This is a genomic window from Lentibacillus songyuanensis, assembly GCF_039548255.1.
GTDB lineage: Bacteria > Bacillota > Bacilli > Bacillales > Amphibacillaceae > Lentibacillus_C > Lentibacillus_C songyuanensis.
The window spans coordinates 154,901-176,914 of record NZ_JBCLVH010000001.1 but is presented as its reverse complement, the minus strand read 5'-3'; the positions used below and the strand labels follow the sequence as shown (position 1 = coordinate 176,914).

Sequence of the window (22,014 nt, the reverse complement as noted above, 5' to 3'; positions counted from 1 at the left end):
AGGGGCATCTCAAAACCGATGTCCCCCTTTAAAAAGCCTGCTCCCTACATATGAACAAGTGTAATACAGTGTTTTTATCATATCTACTTCAAAGCATTTTCTAGGATCGCTTAGGAATTCATGGTATCATCATCTTCCTCAACTAACCGTTATGTTACCCCCATTTCGTCGTCTTTCGTATTCGCTCGAATAGTTCAGATTTTTATTGCGGCTGAATCTGCTTAAAATGTTGTTCCAATTTTTCAAGTGTCAGGGCACCTTCAACAATTTCTTCAATCTTCCCATCCGGATTAATAAAAAAGGTGCTTGGTATAGGCACGATTTTGTATAAATCCATAACCTTACTGCTTTTATCCCGCGTTATGGGGAATGTCAGATCATACTTATCGATAAAACGGTGTACAACCTGTTCATCGGCATCTATATTTACACCAACAATTTCTATTCCCTTATCCTGGTATTCCTTATACAATTTCTGCATATAAGGCATTTCTGCTTCAGATGGTTCACTGTAGGTTGCCCAGAAATTTAGCACAACACCCTTGCCTTCCAGATCACTTAAATGGATGGTTTCAGAATCATTATTTTTATTTATTTGTTCGAGCTGAAAATCAGGTGCCTTATCACCGACACCGCCCAAGTTAGTGGAAGCAACTTTATTATTGTCCCGATCCTCCCCTTTGTCAGTTGCCCCATAACTTTCCAATAAATCAACAACACTGGTAAATTTTTTATCTGTTGCTGCATCTAATGCCGAACTCCCATTTACAAATATGGTATTTGGATCTGCACCATTTTCTAATAATAGGGAAACCAACTGATAAGCATCATCTTCTGTTAGAACTTCACCTTCTGGAAAGCTAGCCAATGCCGCTTCTAATGGGGAATAACTGACCGCTGCGCTAGTTAGATTCGGATCTGCACCAGCTTCCAGTAACATCTCTGCTATTTTTAAATGTACACCTCCGATAGCAGCAATTAATGGCCTTGTATCCTTGATATCGGCATTGACATTGACATCTTTATGAATTAATTTTTCCACACGATTAATATCGTTGTCTGAAATAGCATGGTATAACAATTCTTCATTAGATAACTTTTCTGATGAATGGTTACTTGAAGAATCGTTAACACTACCCTTATCTTCAGCAACTGTATCTTCTTTGTCATTAGTAACTGTGTCATCATCTTCCTGAGTATCTTGTTTTGCTGAATTGCCGTCCCCTGTATCCAAATCATTAGCATCAGGACTAATATATCCTTTTAACTCCTGTCGATGGGTTAAATACATTTCTAGTGCATCTCTTAAAGCATAGGTATCTTTATGTTGACTCGCCTCATAGGAATCTTTAGCATCCAATATGATATTTACCACAAGATCGTATATCTTCTTTTCTTCGCCCGTGTTTCCTTTACTTTTGTACCTAGATATATATTCCTCAAACGACTGCACATCATTTTCATTGAGCTCGTACCTATTTTCAAAGTAATAGTCTATTTTCCCAAATGTCTTTTCCGAATCATCTATGAATTGGTCATCCATCGAAATTGCATTTGCTGAATTGGTATCATCTGATAACAGCACTGCTGCAGACAAAGTGGAAAACGTTATTACCAAAAACAATATAAATCTAGCCATTATCCCACTCCTGCTACCTACTTTTTATTTGAACTACACATCCACTAGCCATATCATGTAGTGCTTGCTTTTTCTCCGTCATTGCAACCATTAAATATCCAATCAGCAATGTTAGATTAGATAGTAGATGAAGAAAATACCGTGCTGTTGCTCTAAAAAAAGAAATCCTATCACCATATTTATTACATACAATAATATTCATTGCCTTTTTCCCTATTGTTCCTTGCCAAGTCGAGCTATCAAGTAACGCATAATACATCCAAGCCAAGAAGAACCCTATTAAACCATATGCCCTATCATCAATAGGCAGATATAATACTATGACGATGATGAACGCAATCCATATGATGCAGTCTATTATTGTAGCAGCCACTCGTTTCCAAAAACTTGCATAAATGATATCAGACTGTTCATCTTCTTCTTGACCATTCCTTTGATATGTAGTTGAGTGATAACCTTCTTGTGTGGCAGCAATTTCGTCATATGTTTCGAACACATGAGATCCACACTTAATACAAAAATTTGCTTCTTTATTAAGTTTGTATCCGCAATTTAAACAGTAAATCCTTGACTCCCCCTTACGTTTCAATAATTGAATGTCTAATATGTAATATCGGTACAAAAGTATTGTTTATAAAGCTAAATAGTACTCATATGCAAAATAAACGGATGTTTTTTCTATTTTGTGTATCTGTTTGTTAATGAAACACTTCTCTACTCTAAAAGAGAGGTGATTGAAATGCCTGATCTGAAAAAGGTAATAGGTGAGCGAATTCGTTCAATAAGGAAAGATAAGGGTCTTACTCAGGAAACATTAGCAGAAAAAGCAGATATCCATTATTCATACATTGGCGGAGTGGAACGTGGTGATCGAAATATTTCCATTGAGACATTGGAGAAAATCATAAATGCACTAGAAATACTGCCAGTAGAGCTGTTTCAATTCACCACAATTGATGACGATAATAAGGTCTTATCAAAAAGAATGTCTATAGAAGGCTTAAATTCTATTTTGTTGAGCCATAGTGTTGACGAAATTAATTTAATACATAGGATAACTAAAGATATATTTAACACGCTGGATTCAAAGGAAGATTAGCCTAACATACAATCATTTCTTAATACATGGTCTGTGACTTTCAAAGTCGCAGGCCTTTTTTATTTGTCCAAATTTCCCAAAAGGTAGCACAGTTTAAAAATACCAACACATTCTCTCTCTACCACCATTCAATATGAACAAAGGGGTACACCACCGTTTCATGCCCCACCCCTTTTTTATAAGCCGTTATTTATCCAATCGGATAGATGGCGGCTTTCTTTTTATTTACAGAGACGACAAGCGCGGTGAGAGGAGCGCATTCCTAAAAGGAGGTGAAAAAATGAATGATTCATTAGTACAGATCCTTGTCAGTGCAAAAGAAATGGACAAGTGGGTTCCAGTGAAGTTCTTGATCAAGTATGACATACGGGATGTGGATCTTTTGGACTTGGAAGATCGGGGTTTACTGTTGGTTAATCGAAGCAAAACGAATGAACTTTCTTTGAAGCTTACACTAAAAGGCTATCACTACTTTGGATAGTTCACCAACGCTTCAACAAAAACACATTTATTAGGAGGAACTTAATTATGAGAAGAAAATATCGAAACACAGATGAGTTGTTAAACGGAAAAAGCATTTCAATGCCGGAGATTAGAACAATCTATCAAACATTGATTGATCAGTATGAAGGCTTATCGAGCGAAATAGTAGATTCAATTGAACGAAATGATTATGTCAGGCTGTCACACCTACTGACTAGGAGAAAGAAATTACAAACAGCATTAGAAGATATTGAGTCTTTGCACGAGGATGAGCTAATTCCGCAGCGAACTGTTAAAGAAAGAATTGCTAATGTATTTAAAGTAAGTGCGGAAGTAACTGAATCAAAAGGTGAAGATACTTTGATTAAGATCACTGACAGCATTGAAAAAGTAAATCATTCAGCGCACAACATTGCATCGAAAACATTGGGTTTCTCAAATAAAACAATTAGCAAAGGCAATCAGCTTAATCACAGCGTTGGAAAGTTTCTTGTGAATAAGACATCAAAGGGCTTATCAAAACTTGCAGATGTCTTCAATAAGTCACGAGGTTAATCCCTTGAAAGGAGGTGAAAATCAAATGAGGGTGGATAAATATGCAAACAACATCGTACCATTTGCGAATAAGTCAGATGTAAATCGATCATCTCTACCTAATATTGTCCTATCATCAGATGCATCGAAACATCGTATTGAAGAGCTACAAAAATTCGTTCAGGACGTGATGATCAAAGGAGTTGATTATGGGTTAGTTCATGGGTTCTCAAAGCCCACGCTACTAAAGCCTGGTGCTGAAAAACTATGTGATGTATTCGGCTTCTCGAAAACAGCTGAAGTCGTTAACCGCATTGAGCAGTGGGATTCAGGAATATTTGCATATGAAGTGAAGATGAAGTTGATACGTAAAGACAATGGTGTTATAGAAGCTGAAGGTTTAGGTTCATGCAACAGCAAGGAATCATCATTTCAACACCAAGATCCCTATACGATCGTCAACACTGTACTGAAGATGGCAAAAAAGCGGGCATTGATTGATGCGGTGTTATCTGCAACACGTTCAAGTGGATTGTTTACGCAGGACATCGAGGATTTCCCTAAGCAGCAGAACACGAAAAGAAGTGGTGACCTAGCAACAAAAGTTCAATTGCTGACGATATTCCGCATCGTCAAGGAAATTGATATGCGGAACGACGTTGCAAAAGAGATGATGAAGATGACTTTTGGCGTTGAACGTAGTACGCAGCTTACAAAGAAACAAGCATCCGATTTCATTCAAGATTTGTTGTACTTGAAAGAGGCCTATGAGGAGGTGAAGGAGTAATGGAATTACAGGAAAATATTCATCAATGAAAAGCTCATGGATTGCAAATGCAGTCGATGGTTTTTTTATTGCACAAAAAAGATGAGATCATCTGCACATGAACTCATCCCTAGAGACGCAAGTGTAATTGCTTAATTACATTGTATCTCATAAAGGCTATTCACTCAATCAGGAGGGGCGTATATCGCCTCTCCTTTTTTCATTCAATCAGACAAATAATGGAGGAATTTATAATGAACAATTCAATCGATAAAATCACTTTTAAAAATCTATTGGCAACAACTACACGGGAAAAGGAGGACAGCTACGTGGTGAGTGAACTATTCAGCCGCTACCCATCAATCCAAGAATTGTTGGACGTAACTGAGGAGGAACTGTTGCAAATCAAAGGAATAGGGAAAGTAAAGGCCAAACAAATCATCGCTGCACTGCAACTTGCTCGCATGAATCCGTGTCCAGTTGAACAGCGATTTACGATTCGTTCACCTGAAGATGCATATGATTATTTGAAGGACATGCAATACCTCGATAGGGAGCATTTTGTTGTGCTTGGCTTAAATACAAAGAATGAAGTATTGTTTCGCGAAACAATTTTTATCGGTTCGCTTAATGCATCAATAGCACATCCAAGAGAAATATTTAAGCATTTAATACGTAGGAGTTGTGCAAGTACCATTTGTGCACACAATCATCCTTCCGGCTCACCACAACCTAGCCAGGAGGATATTCATGTTACGAGACGATTGTCCGAAGTAGGGAAAATGGTTGGTATCGAATTGCTTGATTCGATGGTTATTGGCCACGAGAAATATGTCAGCTTAAAGGAAAAAGGGTATCTATAAAATCATGCTGAGAGTCAGTGACTTTGCTGACTCTCTTTTTATTTAAAACTTATTGGGCTAACCTTTAAGCTTATATAAACTCTTTGTCTTAGTACCTGCACGAAAGCAGGCAGAATGTTGATATAACAGCGTTCAATGCTATCCCATCATTTAACGTTTATTAATGGAAAGGATGGAATAACACATTACTTTGTATTAATCGTTCACGAGCCGAAATTGTAACATTGGAATAACAGGTTTTTTAGATTACCTCTAGTATATGTTGCATATTAGGGGGTGTCATGTATCTGCTAAAACCCTTGATATACATATCCTGAACTACGGTTGCGTACTATTACAATTTACATGCATCTCTATTAACCCTTTCGTATTTGGATCATGTACCTTTAGCAATTCAAGCGCAACAACATTACTTTCCTCAAGTGACTGTGATTGAAACATGATGGGTAGATAGCATTTCGCCATATTGTCTAAATCCTTCGATTGCACTGCTCCTGTGAAAGATAGTCTTACCGCACACTCATCTGCACTGGACATTTGAAATCCATCTTTACTTAAGGCCTGCCAAACGTAATGGGGGTATAGCTCAAGGTGAGGATAAAAAAACTCCTCATCACGACCATTAACCAAGAATGGATTGCGTTTCGGTACAATAAATGTGCAAAGTTCCTTAAATCCTATTACAGTCCTGTTCATTGTCATATCTACAATGGATAATGTAACTTTATCTAAAGGGACACTTTTGTTGGCTCTAGAACGCGAAGTGAATCTACGAACGTTAATTTTCAATCTGTAAATCTCATCATCATCACAGACTACCTCATTATTTATTGCATCTACAATTGCTTTAGTAGTCTGAACAATAGGGACATCGTTCGGTGGCCTCTGTGTTGTTATATAAATTTCCACACCATACATCCCATTATTAAGTGGGAGATGAATGCCAAGTTGTTTTGCATGGGCACGAAGAACCATAGATATTTTCCCCTGAAAATCCATCATAGAGATATCTTGTAATCGATCATCAGATTTGGAACTGGCATGTGGTAACTCTTTAGGCTGATCATGTAATTGAATATACATGTGTTGATCATGCTCTATTAAAACATTTCTTCCTGATATGTTTGTATTTAATTTCCGTAGTTTCATAAAATCATCACCTTCTCTTGGTATCTAGTTCTTTCCTAAATATCTTCTTGCTCGACAAGTGTGTTGGGCGTAATACCGAATACCTCACCTCTCTTGGTTGAGGAGGAAGCAAAGCTTTGTCACCAGCATACACACCGTTTACAAAGGATACATCTACAACATTTATTAAAGACATACCCATGAGCACTCTAATTGTTTTGATAACTTGTTTCTCGGATCCTTGCATATTGAAAGAGAATGCTGGATTAACAGTAATCCCGCTGGAATTGTGATCATCAATCCTAATAATGTCTGGATTTATTCCACCAAAGTATTCAAGCCAACAGTGTGCATATAAATTCAAAAAGACCTTAAGCTTAAAATATGTCCATTCCCGCTTTGAAGTAGCGGTGTCCATAAGCATACGGGTGGTAATAGCATCTGATGGAATCATAATATAACCCTGATTTCTGCTTTTTAACGCACCTGTATGAAAAGGTATATCCTCACAGCTAGCAAAAGAATTTGTGAATGGATTATAATCAGGTGCTGTTAATATACTCGCCTGATACATTTGTTGTTTATGCTTATTGGTTCTCTCGATAAAGAAATGATTCTCAAGCCAATCTAATGTTTGATTTAGCTTTACACGACTTAAATTCAAATCATGTTGTATTTGGCTCTTTGCTTTTCGTACCCTTTGCAGTTTCCACTCGTATGATTTGCATAGATAAATGTATACCTTAAACGTTATTAAGTCTGGAAAATCAGGATAGATATCAGAAAAGATCTTCCTCTGCACAATAAACTGACCGTTTGTTGATACGTTAAATTGAGTAACACCTGATGAATGAGTATGTAGTACCTTAAATTTCTTCACGTCCATAAAATATTATCACCACTTCTATTATTTTGGTTTAAAACCCACATATTTGCATTTATGTTACAATAATGTTACTATTAAATCAAGAAATTATTCCCAAGAGGTGTTTACATGTCAGGAATTTATATTAACTCTTATGATTTTCAATTCTTAAAGGGCCGTAGTCTAGGTGGACGGCTCCGCTTTTTCAGGCAACATATGTTACAGTATCATGGATCTGATTACTCTATCACATCACTCGGTTCAAGAATTGGTGTCGCACCACAGTCAATTTCAGCTGTTGAAAGGGGAGATTCTAATAATCCGTCTTTCCAATTGGTTCATAAACTTACACAGGAATATAGTGTTCCACTTGAGTCGGTTACAGATGAATTCTACAGTGGTAAGGAAAAACTATTTCCAATAGGCAAACCTGATACTATTACTTTAGATGATGAGGATTTTACATTCGAGGACGAGTTTCCAACTGGTAAATGGACAGATCACTATGAAACTTTAGATGATTATTTCGCGGATAATGATGTTAAAGGGCTATTACTCTATCATTGTGTGGATAAGAAATCCATAACACCTTTATTCCATACACATTTAAAAGTGGACATTACTCATGATGAGATTTTCCAACTGGTCTCCAGACTCATATTTGAAACCTCAATGCTTAAAGCTGATGCAATTGATGAAAACAAGGATTCACATCCAATGACAGAAGCAAACGATCTATTGGATAACATCGAGTATTCTTTATCAGCCGATGAGCTATTCCATCTTTTATCTGAAAGAGTTATTGATTAAAACTACTGACTTTGGAAAGGAGAGAATTCTGTGCAAAAAAAGCCGGAAAAAGGAATCGTTGATATACTTGAAGCAGAACAGCGAAAAAGGGATGCATTTTTAAATCAGATGGTTTCAATTCTAGAAAACACACTATCAAAGATCGAAGTAAATTCAAAAAGCAGTAAGGGGCAATGAAGCATATGACAATAACAAGGAGGGGATTCACATGTTAACGGGGGTCATCTATGCACGTGTAAGTACTGAAGAACAGGCTTCTGAAGGTTACAGCATTGAAGCACAGAAGCAACTACTCCATGACTACGCTCAACAACGTAATATTCAAATCATTGACGAGTACATCGATGAAGGAAGGAGCGGAAAAAGCATTCAGGGTAGACCACAAATGCAGCGTCTACTGAAGGAAGCAAAAAGTGGGGATTTTGATGCTGTTATCACCTACAAGCTTGATCGATTAGCTCGCAAAACGAGGGATTCACTAGAAATCGTTGAAACCCTTGAACGTCATAATGTCCAGCTTATGAGTTACTCAGAAAGTATTGACACAACAACACCTGGTGGCAAAATGTTCTATACGGTCATGAGTTCTGTTGCAGAAATGGAAAGAGCAACAATAATTGATCGTGTGAAGTTGGGGATGAATCAGCGTGCTAATCAAGGATTGTGGAATGGTGGAATTGTTCTCCTTTACGATGTTATCAACAAAGAACTTAATGTAAATGCAGATGAAGCGAAAATAGTAAAAGAGATATTCCTTTTGGCTAGTAAAGGCCATGGATATAAGAAAATTGCCTATGAGATGAACAAGCGTGAGTATAAAACGAAAAAGAAAAAAGATTTTTCCATCTCAACTATAAAAGGAATTCTTGAAAACCCAGTATACATAGGGAAAATTCGTTTTAATCAACATGAGAACTGGTCAGAAAAGCGAAGAAAGGGTAAAAATAAAACGCCTATAATTAAGGACGGAATCCATGATCCGGTAATTGAGATGGAATTATGGAATCAAGTCCAACAAAAATTAAAAAAGCGCTCCTCTCGTCCAGCTCAATCGACAAAACCATATTTTTTAGGTCGTTTGCTCCGATGCCCGGAATGCGGATATGGAATGACTGCTGCGAAATCCAGAGGTAAAAACGGCAAACAATATAGACTTTATCAATGCGGTCAGTATAAAAACAAAGGTAGGACTGCTTGCCAGTCACATACCATTAATGCAGATAAAGCAGAGAAGTGTGTTATTTATGAATTAAAACGGGTTGTAACGCTACCTTACTTTATTGATAAATTAGTCGATAAAATGAATGCGGAACGGTTAAACGCTGAATCTCCACTATTAGATGAGAAAAAACGGCTGCTGAAAAACAAAAGGAAAATAGAAAAGCAATTAGACAACCTAGTGACATTGCTTATGGACGATCCTGATTTAAGGGATATTTACAGTAAGAAAATGATGGATCAGAAAAAGCAACTTACTGCACTAGAAAGCCGTATAGAAAATGTAGATCAAGAGCTACAATCCATCAGTAAAGATCCGATTGACGCAGAAGCACTTACACATCTACTTAAGAATATAGACACTCTACTAGATCAGGCAGATGCAGCTGAAAAGAAGGAACTACTCGCCCTTTTTGTAAAAGACATTCAGATCACCAAAGAAAAGGTATCGCATAAGGAGGGGCGACAAATCAAGTGCATAAACTTAATGTTTGATTTCACTGTTGAATCATTACAGGGTAGTTCAAGTACATTAATAAATGAAATATCCAAAATAAACTGCATCGCACCAGTAGATTTGTCCTTTATGGATGCATCATTTTCAAGGGAAGAAATATACAGGGAAACCTTTTCTTCCCTTAGTATTTTACCCTTATTTATGGTACGGTTCTCCCCTAACAATCCGAAACCCCCGATAAACCTGCTCCAACAACACCAGCCGCATAACCTGATGTGGAAACGTCATTTTAGAAAACGACAACGCCAAATCACTCCGCTCCTGCACTGCCTCACTAATCCCAAGTGAACCGCCAATAACAAATGCAACCTTACTCTTCCCATACGTAGCCAGCTCGTCCATTTTCGCTGCAAACTGTTCCGAACTCAACATCTTTCCATTAATCTCCAGTGTAATCACAAACGTATCTGGCTTGATAGACCTGAGGATACGCTCGCCTTCTTTTTGTTTGACCTCTACCATTTCCGCTTCACTCATGTTTTCCGGAGCCTTCTCGTCCGCTACTTCCACGATCGAAACCTTGGCATACACGGTAAGCCGTTTCATGTATTCCGCTATCCCTTGCTTGAGGTATTTCTCTTTTAACTTGCCAACTGCAACAATGGTGATATTCATGTATCCGTTCCGTCCCTTTTCTATTGAAATAGATGATGGAGCATGCGGTCTTTATCCGTGAAAAATTGCTTCATCATTCGATAATGTCCGGTTTCTTCCAGTACGGTTTCCTGCATGCCATCCACTGTTAGTTCTAATATTTTTGCGTCATCATATGCCATGATAATCGGGGAATGCGTCGAGATGATGAATTGCGACCCTTCATTCACTAAATCATGGATTCGGGTTAACATGGACATTTGCCTTAAGGGAGACAGGGCGGCCTCTGGCTCATCCAGGATGTAGATGCCATTGCCGCGGAATCGATTGGTAAATGCTGCGAAAAAGGCCTCGCCATGCGATTGTTTATGCAGTGAGGTACCGCCATAACCATCAATAATCTTTGGACCAGGCCCCTTATCCAGATCTTCAATATTCGTTGCCACATTATAAAATGTCTCCGCTCGGAAAAAATAGCCATCTTTTGGTCTAATGAATCCCTTTGCCACACGCAAATAGTGATGCAACTCCGAGTGGGAATCATAGCTGGAGAAATTATTATTTCGTGTCCCGCCCTCAGGGTTAAACCCTAATGCGACAGCTATACCCTCTAACAGTGTGGATTTGCCCATCCCATTTTCCCCAATTAAGTACGTCACATTTGGATGAAAGGTTAGCGCATCTAACGTCTGCATTACTGGCAAGTTGTAAGGAAACGTATGAAAGGATGGTATCTCTTCACGTTTTAACGAAAGCCTTTTTATGTATTGTGTATGATAATCCAATTTAGCCATAGCCAAAACTCCCTATGCACATGGTAAACAACCGCTTATGATAACCAGTTTATCAAATCAGCGTGCATTTACCTAGCCGTGTTGCCACAAAAATTGTAAACAAAAATGATAAGGGGCATCACTATGGAAGGTTCACGATTGTTAGCGGCACAAGATATGGGATAATGGATAAAATCACAGTCTTTTTCAGCAGGGAGAATCCAAAGTAATATTCGATGCGCACCAAATCCGATAGATCGATGGTCCAATCGAGCTGACCAGTCCGTTATCCTCCTCATGCAGACTCTTATGTGAAGTGAAAAAATTGCTGGGGGTAGATTGAAGTTATTGGGTTACGACTTGGGGATAGCCTAGCGTTTATTGTTTCCGTTGGCCATGGTTCCGATAAAAATATTATGGAAGCTCCTCCAGAAAGAGGGACCACTGATAAGTTAACGGTTTCTGCCTCGGTGCTAGGTGGCTCGCTCATCTACTAAACTTCGTATGAAAAGTTTATCAGCGATTCACCTTTTCAGTAGTCCCAAACTAATCAAAAGGGGCCTAATCGTCATCCACAAATGGGAATAATATACCTTCCCAGGAAGATGTGAACATACATTGCAAAAACGCTACAAAGGCCAAACAAATAAGTTACTTCCTCGTATCCTCATCCATCGCAACCAGATACTCATTTTTACGAGTGTTATACTTAAGCTGTACCAAATCCGGACGCGAATAATGACCAAGCAGATCAAACATATTCTTGGCCGCTTTAATCAAGCTGCCATCCAATTCAGCGACAATGAGGGCCTCTTTATCATAGACCGGTTCCACAACATAATTGCCATATGGATCAACAATTGAACTTCCGCCATTGGCCCAGTCCCAGTTCGTCCGTTGTTTATATGGAAAACTATCCGGAACTGTATCAGTCGGCTGATAACCACATGCACTAATCACAAAACTCTGCGCTTCAAACGCATGTGCCCGGATGGCCGGCTCGATGTCCGATGTGTTATACGATTGTGGATTTTTACCTTCATGATCTCCAAGCGTCATTTCCGGTGTTGGCATATTACTCCACGTTCCCGGCCATGTGGCGATATGCAGTTCTTCCCCTTGAAAAGCCATTAGTGCGCGAACCAAAATCATATGATTTTCCCAGCAGACCAAACCGCCAATGCGGCCAATATCCGTGCCATATACCTTAAGGTTATCGCCACCGTCACCTCGACCATGGAACGTCCGCTCCTGGTTCGTCGGCATGACTTTTCGATGACGGCCATACAGCATTCCCGATCGGTCAAAGTAAAGCATGGTGTTGTACAAAGTCCGTGAGCCCACCGCGTCATCCAATTCCGTACAGCCCATGACCAAGTGGACACCTGCTGACTTTGCTGCCTGTCCCAATATGTCCGTATCCTCGGAATGGACCACAAGTGCCTGATCCTGAAAATTGACATGGACATCAAACCATTCAGCAGCGTTATCGTTGGGACCCTGCTGCCAATACGGGTATGCCGGAATATATGATTCAGGGAACACAACAAGATCCGCTCCTTTTGACCCTGCCTCATGAATATAGTGAACGGCTTTCTCAATCGTTTGCTGTTTATTGAAGAAAACCGGTGTGACTTGGGCAATTGCTACTTGAATACTGCCTCTTCCTGCAAATACTTCTTTACGCATGCTATCACTCCCGATGATTACAATTACTGGTTTACTAGTTAAAATTGCCTGACGCTGAGCCCCGCCTATGTATCGGATAGCAATACCGCTACATTGCGAAACCTTTTCTAACACCAGGTTTATTCCATTTCTGCTAACTAGGAAGCTTTCTTCTTCGCCTCTTCTTCCTCCAAATCGTGTCGCAAATACTGGTTAATTGGTTTGATCAGGCTCATCAGATAGTAGGCTATTCCACTAACAATCACAGCAAATCCAGTTGCCGTGGTGAACATGAAAATAGGTGACCGCGGTACGGCATGAATCGGATCATAAACGAAAACATAGCCGGCAACTCCTAATGCAAATGCGACAATGGCCGGAATATTAAATCCCTTCGTATATCTATACGCATGTTTTCCTTCCACCCGATACAATGACCGCATGGAGAACTTCTGCTTCCTAATCAGATAAAAATCTACCAGAATCAGCGCTACAGCCGGTCCACAAACGGCACCGACGACGGAAAGAAAGACATTGTAGTACTCCCAGATTCCGCCCCAGAAGATCAGTACAAAACACCATACCGACCAGAAAATAGCAACCTTGTTAAAACTCCACTCCGGCCTAATGACTTTTGTACTGACAGTCATACTGTATACAGCGACTGCCTGTGTGGTAATATTAGCAATCCCGATAAAGACGAGGGAAAGCAACCCAAATAATGGACCACCCATTTCAATTAGCCAATCGGTCGGGTCATTTGACTGGATTCCTGTTCCCGCAAGCATCGCCAACGATGTCAATGCTCCAAAGCCGATAAATACTGCCATCAAGACGGAAAATCCGCCAATATGACCCCAATAACTGGATCGCTCTGTTTTAACCAGCCTTGCAAATACTCCAAGTGCCACAAACCAGGCAAAAATAAACGCAATATTCCATTCTGTCACGACCATATAACCTTCCCAAAAGCTGGAATAGGTATTACCTTCTGGCGGCTTGATACCAGCCATATCACTCGCTGAATATTTCAGGAATACCGATGCAACAATAATGACCCCAACAATGATTAAACTGGGAACCATGATTCGCGTCGCCCGTTTAACGGCAATTGGCCCCCTTAAGGCAATTATCCCACCTAAGATAATACACGTACTGGCAATCCAGGGACTCCACCTATCGGATAATGATACACCGGATGCTTCGACAATCTTCATGATCGAGCTGGCATATACTTTTGCATTAAGCGCTGGATAGCCAAACTGGGCAGCAATCATGAATATTGCAAAAAATATTACTCCCGTATACCCAAACAAAGCCCGTTGATACACCCAAATATCAATCCCGTGCCTTGTCGAAATGATAACCAAAAAATACATTATCAATCCGACCAAAACCATACTGAATAGTGTATTGGTAAGGGCCGCCTTCAACCCGACAATTTTGGCAATCTGAGCACCATGGACATAGCACCAGGTTGCAATTGCCCATGCCCCTGTCGCCAGCAGAACGTCCCAAAAACTATAAACTCTTTCATGACGTAACATAGGAATAATTCCATAATAAACTTCATTGTCTGTTTGATTTAAGCTATTTTGTTTACTCACCATATCACCTGTCTTTGTGTAGTTTCATGTATTAATAGACCCCCCATATCAAACCCGCTATACATATGATGCCAAGCGTTGCGATGCCAATGAAATCTGCACGTTTTAAACACGGTCCATGATCATAGGATGCGCTTTCCATTTTATTGATTCGCTCGATTATTTCCTTATCCATATCATTACTCAAATTAATCTTTTCTCCCACCTGTTAGCCTCCTTCCGTTCATCGCGCTATTATGTAACAGTGAAGTTATTTCGGGCAAATACAGCTCATTTTCATAGCTGCCGTCATCTTAAGTTCGCGTCACAACGCTAATTACAAAAGTGTTATATATAAAATGATAGATAAAATAGCGTTTTATATCAAACAGTTATTAATACAGGATATGTGAGTAAATCAACAAGATAATGAATATAAACTCGTTGTGTTACAAGAAACATTTAAATAAAACGTTATATTAGCCTTTTTAAAGCTATTCGCGTAAATATCCAAATTACCAATATACGGAATATTATAACATTAGTGTTCCACCAGGGTAATTACTATTTATAGATGAAACTCGATTCACCATTACGTATCGAAAGTATTATTGGAAACTGGATTATAAAAGGACTAACTATGAATCAATTTGACAAAAGTTGCCGAGGTAACAAATGCTGCCAATGTGTCAGAGCTGTTTATATCATCATTTTAAATCGAAAAAAAATTAAACCTTGAAGTATTAAATCGACCCTTCACTGGTACTGAATCACGTTCCCAACATCATTTATCTTCATTGAAAACAAATAATCACATGAATAGTTGCCAAACGATTCATTTCTACTCAAAATTACACATAAAAATCCTGACTACAAAAAAGGGGTAATTTTGTAGTCAGGATTTTTCAGTTCCTGTGAGAGATCCTTAAGCCATATACACCTCCATTTATTTTTTAAAGTTCCGAAGCAGTTTCTGATGAATCGCTTGGAACTGCTTGATTTCCTCATCTGTTAACACCGAAAACAATTCTTCTCGTAATGCTTGTCCTGTTTGCTGTGCTTCATCAAGCAGTGCTTTTCCAGCATTGGTAATCCCCATGCGGATAATCCGCCGATCAGCTTGATCATAGATACGCTCAGCATACCCATCCTTGATGAGCCGGTTAGCGATATTGGTCATTGCCCCAGGGGTATATCCCAATTCTTTGGCAAGTTCAGATTGCTTTTGCGCCCCTTTTTGCTTTAATTGGAACAGAACAAGGATGGGTGAAATGCCAATATTATGCTGAAAGGATTTTGTCCATTTGATTATCGATTCATTCGTAAACAACTCGACTGTTCGAATGAGTTGAAACACATTGCTTTCTTCCAAAACGCTCACCCCCTATTAGCGCAATTTGATTGAGCCTCCGTCAACCATGATCGTCTGTCCTGTAATATAATTGGAATCGTCACTCGCCAAAAATACAGCGGCCCGTCCAATATCACTCTCCAACTCACCAAACCGGCGCATCGGGATGTTGTTCAATACCTTCTGATAATATTCTGGTTCTTCCTTCGCCCATGCCTGCACCCCTGGTGAATTAGCGATTGGTGAAATCAAGTTCACATTAATGCCAAATGGACCAAATTCATTGGCAGCCACTCTGGAAATAGCCCGTATCGCTTCTTTCGCTGCTGCATAAGAAGCCTGTGTTGCATGTCCTTCAATTCCGGCACCAGAAGCGAAATTAATAATGCTTCCTTGTGACTCTTTTAAATATGGTAACGCAGCTTGCATCAAATAAAACGTTGGATAAAACCCGGTATTAAATGAAAGATCCAACTCTACTTTCGTTGTATCTGCAATGGTATTACGCTTTGATGCATGTGCATTATTTACCAAAATATCTAATTTGCCATATTTATTCACGACTTGCTTGACCATATCTTGGAGTTTATCATGTTCCGCGAGATTCGCCTGAATAAACATGGAGTTTGGCTGATATTCCTGTAATTCTTTAACCGTTTCTTGACCTGTTTCTTCGTTGAGATCGACAATAGCAACCGTTGCACCCTCTTTAACAAAGGCAGTCGCCATCCCTTTTCCAATACCACCAGCACCGCCTGTAATGATGGCTACTTTATCTTGTAATTTACCCATTCAAATCAACTCCTTATACGTTTATTTTAACATTAAACTATTTAACAATAAAATAATTTAGCTTAAAACGTTAAAAAAGGACTGTCACTCATGTGGTTAGTAACAGTCCTTGTTTTATGTATTTCTAGGGGCCTGTCCCCATGTAAAGTGCATCGGTTATTAATCTTACTGTGACAGTCATAAACTTGACCGCAGTATTATTGGTAAAGAAGCGCAAAGATGGGGGAGATTATATATGCTGATTCTATCACTCATTATATCGATTATCGCTCTAATTTCTTTTGCAAACGTGGTTCCCAACGCTTCGATAGACGAACGCAAATCAGCAATTCCTTGCTCAATCACCTTAGGCTAATGCTTGATTTCAACACTCATGATCGATTTTCCACCTCCAACTTTTTCGCCGACAGTGTTGCCAGCTGTGTTTCTAATGATGAAATACTGCCTTGTAAACTTGCGATTTCTTGTTGCAACGTCTCCATTCGTTCACTTATTTTATCTGCTGCATCACGAACTTGTTCATTGGGGATAGCCTCAAAACTCACCTGTAATGCATCATCCCTCAATGTATCCAAATGGTCAGCATTCTCCCCGTAAAGCGTTGTTTTCGTAAACTTGGGTTCCAGACAAATTCCTTTTGACTCTGTAAAATCACTTTTGTTATTTCCCAATTTGGTTAAAGCCTTCTTTAAACGCCTCAAATCATCTTCCTTATCGCTCAATCGTAAACTGTATGCCCCCATCAGCCGCTGAGCCTCCATCAGCTCCGTGTTGATACTGTACAAATCTGCACGCATCTAACCACCTCACAACATTCTCCACTAATCCATTAGTCTTAATTTCAATCGTAAAATTAACGTACTTTTCTAGTAATTTAATCATACGTGAAAACCAATATGGTTTGCAGGGTATTTGGTTCCATTTTCCATCACAAAATGGGACTTCTTAGGATTTTTAAGCAGGTAAATAGAACTAAAAATATATTTTGATAAACCCGTCGGGGGAAATACTAGTGTTTGCTGGTTTAGTGGAGAGGAGCACAGATCCTTCATCGTTGTACTAACTAAGGCGTGCATTCACCCAAGTATATCTTGTAATGCATCCGCGTATGCCTCATAGTCTTTTTTCGAAAATAACGTCATGACAATCTGTCCGAATGAACATTTCTGTAAAAAATCAACGAGCGTACTCATGGCAATTTGCGCAGCTTTATCAACAGGGAAATGATATACACCGGTTGAAATGGAAGGGAAAGAAATACTGGCAAGATTATGTTCAACAGCGAGCTGAAGAGCGTTTTCATAGCAATTGGCCAATAACGTTTCTTTCTCCTGCTTATCTCCGCTCCAAACCGGTCCAACAGTATGGATGACAAATCTTGCCGGTAGTTTATATCCCTTGGTGATTACAGCTTTGCCGGTACTTAAGCGTTCCCCGTTCAGCTGATTCTCTCGTACCTGTTTACACGCTTGGAGCAATTCTTTGCCTGCCGCGCTATGAATAGCTCCATCCACTCCGCCTCCTCCCATGAGCGTTCCATTCGCTGCATTGACAATCGCATCGGTATTCTGCTTCGTAATGTCTGCCGTCACCAGGATCAATTCATTATTATGGATTGTTATTTCCATATTCTGTCCCCCTCTTTGCTGCAGGACAATCAAGATATAGATTATCCTGCTTTGTTTCTTCCAGTTTCTACCGCTGTATTTTCTGCTTCATTCCCTTTTCAAATACCTTTTCCTTTCCCGCATCAAACGTCCAGTTGTCCATTTTACACGAGAATGACAATAGGAAATGACATTTCAAACTATTTTTGATATTGTATAACAATATATACCATAACGTTATGAGGTGACGGAAAATGGGAAAAGAGAAATTACATAACTATTTAATTGAACATAAACAGGAAATGATACAGAACTGGTTAGACCATGATACATTTGAAGAAGACTCTTTTTATACTGTTCCTGCCTCTTCATCTGCGGAACAAGCTTTTAGTAAACAATATCAGGATTTAATCCAAGGGTTGGCTGACTTTCTCATACAACCGGAAGATGAATCACGTCAACACTTAATTGATTGGGCCACGAAGGTAGCGCAAGACCGGGTCCAGAACGGTACGACAATCGTAGAATGGATTACGCATTTCCAGTCCTTTTGTGAAGTTTTCTGGAGCGATGTTAGTTCCTATATTAAAAACACGTCTTCTATATCCAAGAATACCACCATCCTGTGGGCTGATTTGTTTTCATCCATGTTTGACACCATTACAAAGGAATTTATTAAAGAATACCTTGATATTACAGAAGGCCAATTGAAGGCACAAAGGAATACCATAACCAGATTAAGTTCACCTGTTATTCCTATTGCGAGTGAAATTGGTGTACTTCCAATCATCGGAGAGTTCGATGATGATCGTGCACAAGCCATTCTAAACCAAACCCTAACCGAATGTGTTAATAAGCAAATATCCCATCTCTGCATGGATTTATCCGGTGTACCAACGATTGATACAATGGTTGCTTACCAAATCTTTAGGATTATAACCTCCCTAAAGATGATCGGTGTTAAAGTAACTTTATCTGGAATTAGTCCGGAAATTGCACAAACCGCTGTCCAAATGGGAATTGACTTTAAACATATTCCAGTGCAAAGCACATTGCAAAAAGCCCTCTATGATATTGGGTTTAAGGTTGAGACGTGAGATCTCATCCAAAAGCGTATCGTTCATCCGTATCTTTTTATAAAATCATAACAAGAAAGGGGTAATATCAATGCAACAACTCTTATTCATCCAAACTGGGACAGGACTTGATGTACATGGACAGGATGTAACCAATGCAGCACAGCGAGCGGTGGAGGATGCAATTCATTATAATTCCATGCCCGGGATTGCCAAAATGCTTCCGGGTGAAAAGCTGGAAAATATGAAAGTAAACCTAAAATTAGCGATCCCAGCTGATCAGGATCAACTAGATACAGAAAAAATAAAGGCAATGATTCCATATGGTACGGTAACCGTTGAGGTCGTTACTGGCGGAATGGCCACCACAAGCGGGATTTTTCTTAAGGATAAACAGGATAAGAATGATCTGATGTATATCGTCAACGCAGCGGTTGAAGTGGGGTATTAAACAAAGCGATCCAGCACCGGGTACGCTATGTAGTTCGGTATCCCAGAAATTGTCCTTTCCCGACTATGTAAACTCCCTTACATCAAGCAAATGGAAATAGGCAATACTTTTTAAGAAGTTCCTAAAAAATACAATGTTTTTTACTCGTAAGAAGCTAGCAATTACGCTATCATAGGACTAATGGTCACACAAGTATGTCTAGGAATGGGCTGGAGTACACGGGCATTGAAAAAAGCAGGATCCTTGTAATAGAGCACAACTTTCAACACCATTTCAATTTTGGATAAAACGTAAAAATAGACCATCTAAAAAATCAGTACAGCAACAGGAGTGAATGTCATCATGTTAAAACATGTCTCGAATGGTTATGTCGCAAAAAAAGTTTTTAATAGCAGTTTACCGAAAGTAAAGAACGATGATCAAACAGCCCAGCAATTTGAAAAGGGATTTCATTTATCTAGAAATACAATGCGAATTGTAGGTCTTTTTGAATTTGTCGGTTCGCTATTTTTATTTATGACGTTATTTGGTAAAAAGTTTGTCCGCATTGGAACGATTCTCATTAATATCGTCCTGCTTGGGGCCATTTTTAAACATTTAAAAGCCGGCCATGGTCTCAAAGGAGCCAAGTCAGCACTGGAGTTATTCGGTTTAAATGTACTTAATTTTATAGAGACCCTGCGCAAATAAGTGTTTTACGAATGGACAGAATAGAGCCGAATACTTTCTTTACTAAGACAAAGGCGTATCCAACGATGTGGATACGCCTTTTATACATGCTAATCTTATGCCCGTTTTGGTTCAGATTCTCTGGAAACCATTGGTCTGGTCAAGGAGAACATGGCACAAAACAATGAAATAACAACAATGACACAGCCAACCCAGGCCATATCCGCTACAGAACCGATGTGACCCATCGCGATACCGCCGATTGCGGAGCCAAGGGAAATGCCAATCTGCAAGGCCGAGTTATTAAAGCTTTGCTGAATATCAGCTGTACCTGGATCTGTTTGAATCAAATAACTTTGCTGTGGTGGGGCAAGTGCCCAGCTCAGCGCACCCCATATGATCATGACCGGCGTAAATAAGATAAGCGAAACAGTTGAAAATGGAAGCACAAACAGGATTGCCGCGAATAAACCAATCACAATGAGAATACTTTTCTCGGCTCCAATCTTGTCCGAAAGCGATCCACCGAATGCCCCGCCACTTACTGCTGCTATTCCAAATACAAAATAAGCAATGCTAATCCATGTGGAATTCAGGTGGAGTGTCGTTTCCAAAAACGGTGTGAAATAAGCATAGAGGGTATAGTGTCCAGCGAGCATAAACATGGTAGCCAGATGTGCACTGCCCAGTTTCGCACTTCCTAACGCCTTTAATTGCACCTTTAACGGGACAGATTTAACGCTCGGAATCCTCTCTAGAAATAGCGAAATGAGTATAAACGAACCGATACAAAAGGCGGCGATGCAGAGAAATATAACTCTCCAGCCAAATGCATCTGAAATTAAAATACCTAATGGAACACCTAAAACCAGCGATGAGCTGATTCCCATATATACCAAACCGACTGCCTTCGCTCGATGGGCAGGTTCCACAACCTTGGTAGCAATGTTCAACGATAATACCACAATTAATGCGGCACTCATCGCCATTACAATTCTAGCAATCATCATAAATGTAAAATTAGGACTGAAAAATGTCATAACATTACCTGCCAAAAACACGAGCAATGAAATAAGATATAATTTCTTCCGCTCCATGTTACCGGTTAATACGAGTAACACGGGCCCTGCAATTGCATATACAAGCGCAAACACCGTGATCAGCTGTCCGGCAGTTCCGATTGAAATATCGAAATCAGTTGCAATGACGGGTAATATTCCCCCAACAATTAACTCCACAAGACCAACTGCCACCGCTGAAATTGCTAGTATAACTACTTTTAAATTCATAAAACCATAATTCCTTTCTACTTTATCTTGACGTTAAAAATAACAAAAAAATCCTGACCACAAAAAGAGTAAATTTTTGTAATCAGGATTTTTCGGTTCCTGGTAGAGACCCTCCAGCCATATTCTGGAGGTTATACATTGTTATTTAATTCACCTATAACATATTCCAATATATAAATATACTACGCTATTTTCTATTTTTCAAGGTTTTATTTCTGGTAGATTTGAACAAATCA

Annotated in this window: 24 protein-coding genes, 2 pseudogenes and 1 riboswitch; of the genes and pseudogenes, 11 read left to right on the top strand and 15 right to left on the bottom strand. The window is 39.4% G+C overall.

The features are described from left to right. Positions 1–202: 202 nt before the first annotated feature. From resA to WMZ97_RS21865, 3 genes and pseudogenes are all read right to left on the bottom strand, one after another. Entirely contained in the window at positions 203–1,639 is a 1,437-nt protein-coding gene (resA, locus tag WMZ97_RS00895; protein ID WP_343270164.1) for a thiol-disulfide oxidoreductase ResA, read from the bottom strand. A gap of 13 nt (positions 1,640–1,652) precedes the next feature. Further along, entirely contained in the window at positions 1,653–2,135 is a 483-nt protein-coding gene (locus WMZ97_RS00890; protein WP_343270163.1) for an RDD family protein, read from the bottom strand. A gap of 6 nt (positions 2,136–2,141) precedes the next feature. Continuing rightward, a pseudogene (locus WMZ97_RS21865) lies at positions 2,142–2,228 on the bottom strand (zinc-ribbon domain-containing protein); the annotation flags it as partial. A 150-nt stretch (positions 2,229–2,378) separates the two neighbouring features. On the opposite strand from WMZ97_RS21865, the gene WMZ97_RS00885 reads away from it, so the two are divergent. The 5 genes from WMZ97_RS00885 (at position 2,379) to radC (ending at position 5,384) form a co-directional block, all read left to right on the top strand. Continuing rightward, positions 2,379–2,738, top strand: coding sequence for a helix-turn-helix domain-containing protein (locus tag WMZ97_RS00885; protein ID WP_343270162.1), 360 nt, complete (start codon positions 2,379–2,381; stop codon positions 2,736–2,738). 280 nt (positions 2,739–3,018) lie between these two features. Continuing rightward, positions 3,019–3,219 carry a hypothetical protein gene (locus WMZ97_RS00880; RefSeq protein ID WP_343270161.1) on the top strand — a complete coding sequence of 67 codons (201 nt, stop codon included), beginning with the start codon at positions 3,019–3,021 and terminating at the stop codon, positions 3,217–3,219. 47 nt (positions 3,220–3,266) lie between these two features. After that, positions 3,267–3,776: a hypothetical protein gene (locus WMZ97_RS00875; protein ID WP_343270160.1), complete on the top strand. Its 510-nt coding sequence runs from the start codon at positions 3,267–3,269 to the stop codon at positions 3,774–3,776. A gap of 25 nt (positions 3,777–3,801) precedes the next feature. Next, complete coding sequence (locus tag WMZ97_RS00870) at positions 3,802–4,542, top strand: hypothetical protein (RefSeq protein ID WP_343270159.1); 741 nt, start codon at positions 3,802–3,804, stop codon at positions 4,540–4,542. A gap of 233 nt (positions 4,543–4,775) precedes the next feature. Continuing rightward, on the top strand, positions 4,776–5,384 hold the full coding sequence (gene radC, locus WMZ97_RS00865; protein ID WP_343270158.1) for a RadC family protein: 609 nt from the start codon (positions 4,776–4,778) through the stop codon (positions 5,382–5,384). Positions 5,385–5,702: 318 nt separating this feature from the next. On the opposite strand, the gene WMZ97_RS00860 is transcribed toward radC, so the two are convergent. Together WMZ97_RS00860 and WMZ97_RS00855 are read right to left on the bottom strand one after the other, a co-directional pair. Continuing rightward, a complete protein-coding gene (locus WMZ97_RS00860; protein ID WP_343270157.1) occupies positions 5,703–6,533 on the bottom strand; it encodes a hypothetical protein in 831 nt (276 codons plus the stop codon). 7 nt (positions 6,534–6,540) lie between these two features. Continuing rightward, a complete protein-coding gene (locus WMZ97_RS00855) occupies positions 6,541–7,398 on the bottom strand; it encodes a hypothetical protein (RefSeq protein WP_343270156.1) in 858 nt (285 codons plus the stop codon). 108 nt (positions 7,399–7,506) lie between these two features. Between WMZ97_RS00855 and WMZ97_RS00850 the strand changes: the two genes are divergently transcribed. The 3 genes and pseudogenes from WMZ97_RS00850 to WMZ97_RS00840 form a co-directional block, all read left to right on the top strand. Then, entirely contained in the window at positions 7,507–8,187 is a 681-nt protein-coding gene (locus WMZ97_RS00850) for a helix-turn-helix domain-containing protein (RefSeq protein WP_343270155.1), read from the top strand. Positions 8,188–8,217: 30 nt separating this feature from the next. After that, positions 8,218–8,364 (top strand): hypothetical protein, encoded by a 147-nt coding sequence (locus WMZ97_RS00845; RefSeq protein WP_343270154.1) that lies wholly within the window; start codon positions 8,218–8,220, stop codon positions 8,362–8,364. 31 nt (positions 8,365–8,395) lie between these two features. After that, positions 8,396–9,421 (top strand): annotated as a pseudogene (locus WMZ97_RS00840) (recombinase family protein); the annotation flags it as partial. Between the two features lie 636 nt (positions 9,422–10,057). Here WMZ97_RS00840 and rlmH read toward each other — a convergent pair. The 9 genes from rlmH to WMZ97_RS00795 all read right to left on the bottom strand — a co-directional run bounded on the left by rlmH (position 10,058) and on the right by WMZ97_RS00795 (position 18,314). Further along, the gene (gene rlmH / locus WMZ97_RS00835; RefSeq protein WP_343270153.1) at positions 10,058–10,537 is read right to left on the bottom strand and encodes a 23S rRNA (pseudouridine(1915)-N(3))-methyltransferase RlmH; all 480 of its coding nucleotides are present in this window, start codon (positions 10,535–10,537) and stop codon (positions 10,058–10,060) included. A 20-nt stretch (positions 10,538–10,557) separates the two neighbouring features. Further along, entirely contained in the window at positions 10,558–11,310 is a 753-nt protein-coding gene (locus WMZ97_RS00830; RefSeq protein WP_343270152.1) for an AAA family ATPase, read from the bottom strand. 630 nt (positions 11,311–11,940) lie between these two features. Next, positions 11,941–13,092, bottom strand: coding sequence for a carbon-nitrogen hydrolase family protein (locus WMZ97_RS00825; protein WP_343270151.1), 1,152 nt, complete (start codon positions 13,090–13,092; stop codon positions 11,941–11,943). Positions 13,093–13,115: 23 nt separating this feature from the next. Further along, on the bottom strand, positions 13,116–14,567 hold the full coding sequence (locus WMZ97_RS00820; protein ID WP_343270150.1) for a purine-cytosine permease family protein: 1,452 nt from the start codon (positions 14,565–14,567) through the stop codon (positions 13,116–13,118). Between the two features lie 28 nt (positions 14,568–14,595). Continuing rightward, complete coding sequence (locus WMZ97_RS00815) at positions 14,596–14,769, bottom strand: hypothetical protein (RefSeq protein ID WP_343270149.1); 174 nt, start codon at positions 14,767–14,769, stop codon at positions 14,596–14,598. Positions 14,770–15,489: 720 nt separating this feature from the next. Then, positions 15,490–15,915 carry a MarR family winged helix-turn-helix transcriptional regulator gene (locus tag WMZ97_RS00810; protein WP_405027637.1) on the bottom strand — a complete coding sequence of 142 codons (426 nt, stop codon included), beginning with the start codon at positions 15,913–15,915 and terminating at the stop codon, positions 15,490–15,492. A 15-nt stretch (positions 15,916–15,930) separates the two neighbouring features. Then, the gene (locus tag WMZ97_RS00805) at positions 15,931–16,686 is read right to left on the bottom strand and encodes an SDR family NAD(P)-dependent oxidoreductase (protein ID WP_343270147.1); all 756 of its coding nucleotides are present in this window, start codon (positions 16,684–16,686) and stop codon (positions 15,931–15,933) included. A gap of 371 nt (positions 16,687–17,057) precedes the next feature. Beyond that, positions 17,058–17,483, bottom strand: a complete 426-nt coding sequence (locus WMZ97_RS00800; protein WP_343270146.1) for a YwqH-like family protein — start codon at positions 17,481–17,483, stop codon at positions 17,058–17,060. Between the two features lie 279 nt (positions 17,484–17,762). Then, positions 17,763–18,314 carry an O-acetyl-ADP-ribose deacetylase gene (locus tag WMZ97_RS00795; RefSeq protein WP_343270145.1) on the bottom strand — a complete coding sequence of 184 codons (552 nt, stop codon included), beginning with the start codon at positions 18,312–18,314 and terminating at the stop codon, positions 17,763–17,765. A gap of 233 nt (positions 18,315–18,547) precedes the next feature. Between WMZ97_RS00795 and WMZ97_RS00790 the strand changes: the two genes are divergently transcribed. The 3 genes from WMZ97_RS00790 (at position 18,548) to WMZ97_RS00780 (ending at position 20,510) form a co-directional block, all read left to right on the top strand. Then, positions 18,548–19,390 (top strand): STAS domain-containing protein, encoded by an 843-nt coding sequence (locus tag WMZ97_RS00790; RefSeq protein WP_343270144.1) that lies wholly within the window; start codon positions 18,548–18,550, stop codon positions 19,388–19,390. Positions 19,391–19,460: 70 nt separating this feature from the next. Then, positions 19,461–19,820 (top strand): Lin0512 family protein, encoded by a 360-nt coding sequence (locus WMZ97_RS00785; RefSeq protein ID WP_343270143.1) that lies wholly within the window; start codon positions 19,461–19,463, stop codon positions 19,818–19,820. Positions 19,821–20,159: 339 nt separating this feature from the next. After that, entirely contained in the window at positions 20,160–20,510 is a 351-nt protein-coding gene (locus WMZ97_RS00780) for a hypothetical protein (protein ID WP_343270371.1), read from the top strand. A 95-nt stretch (positions 20,511–20,605) separates the two neighbouring features. On the opposite strand, the gene WMZ97_RS00775 is transcribed toward WMZ97_RS00780, so the two are convergent. After that, on the bottom strand, positions 20,606–21,778 hold the full coding sequence (locus WMZ97_RS00775; protein WP_343270142.1) for an MFS transporter: 1,173 nt from the start codon (positions 21,776–21,778) through the stop codon (positions 20,606–20,608). Between the two features lie 59 nt (positions 21,779–21,837). Beyond that, positions 21,838–21,937: riboswitch (purine riboswitch) on the bottom strand. Positions 21,938–22,014 lie beyond the last annotated feature (77 nt).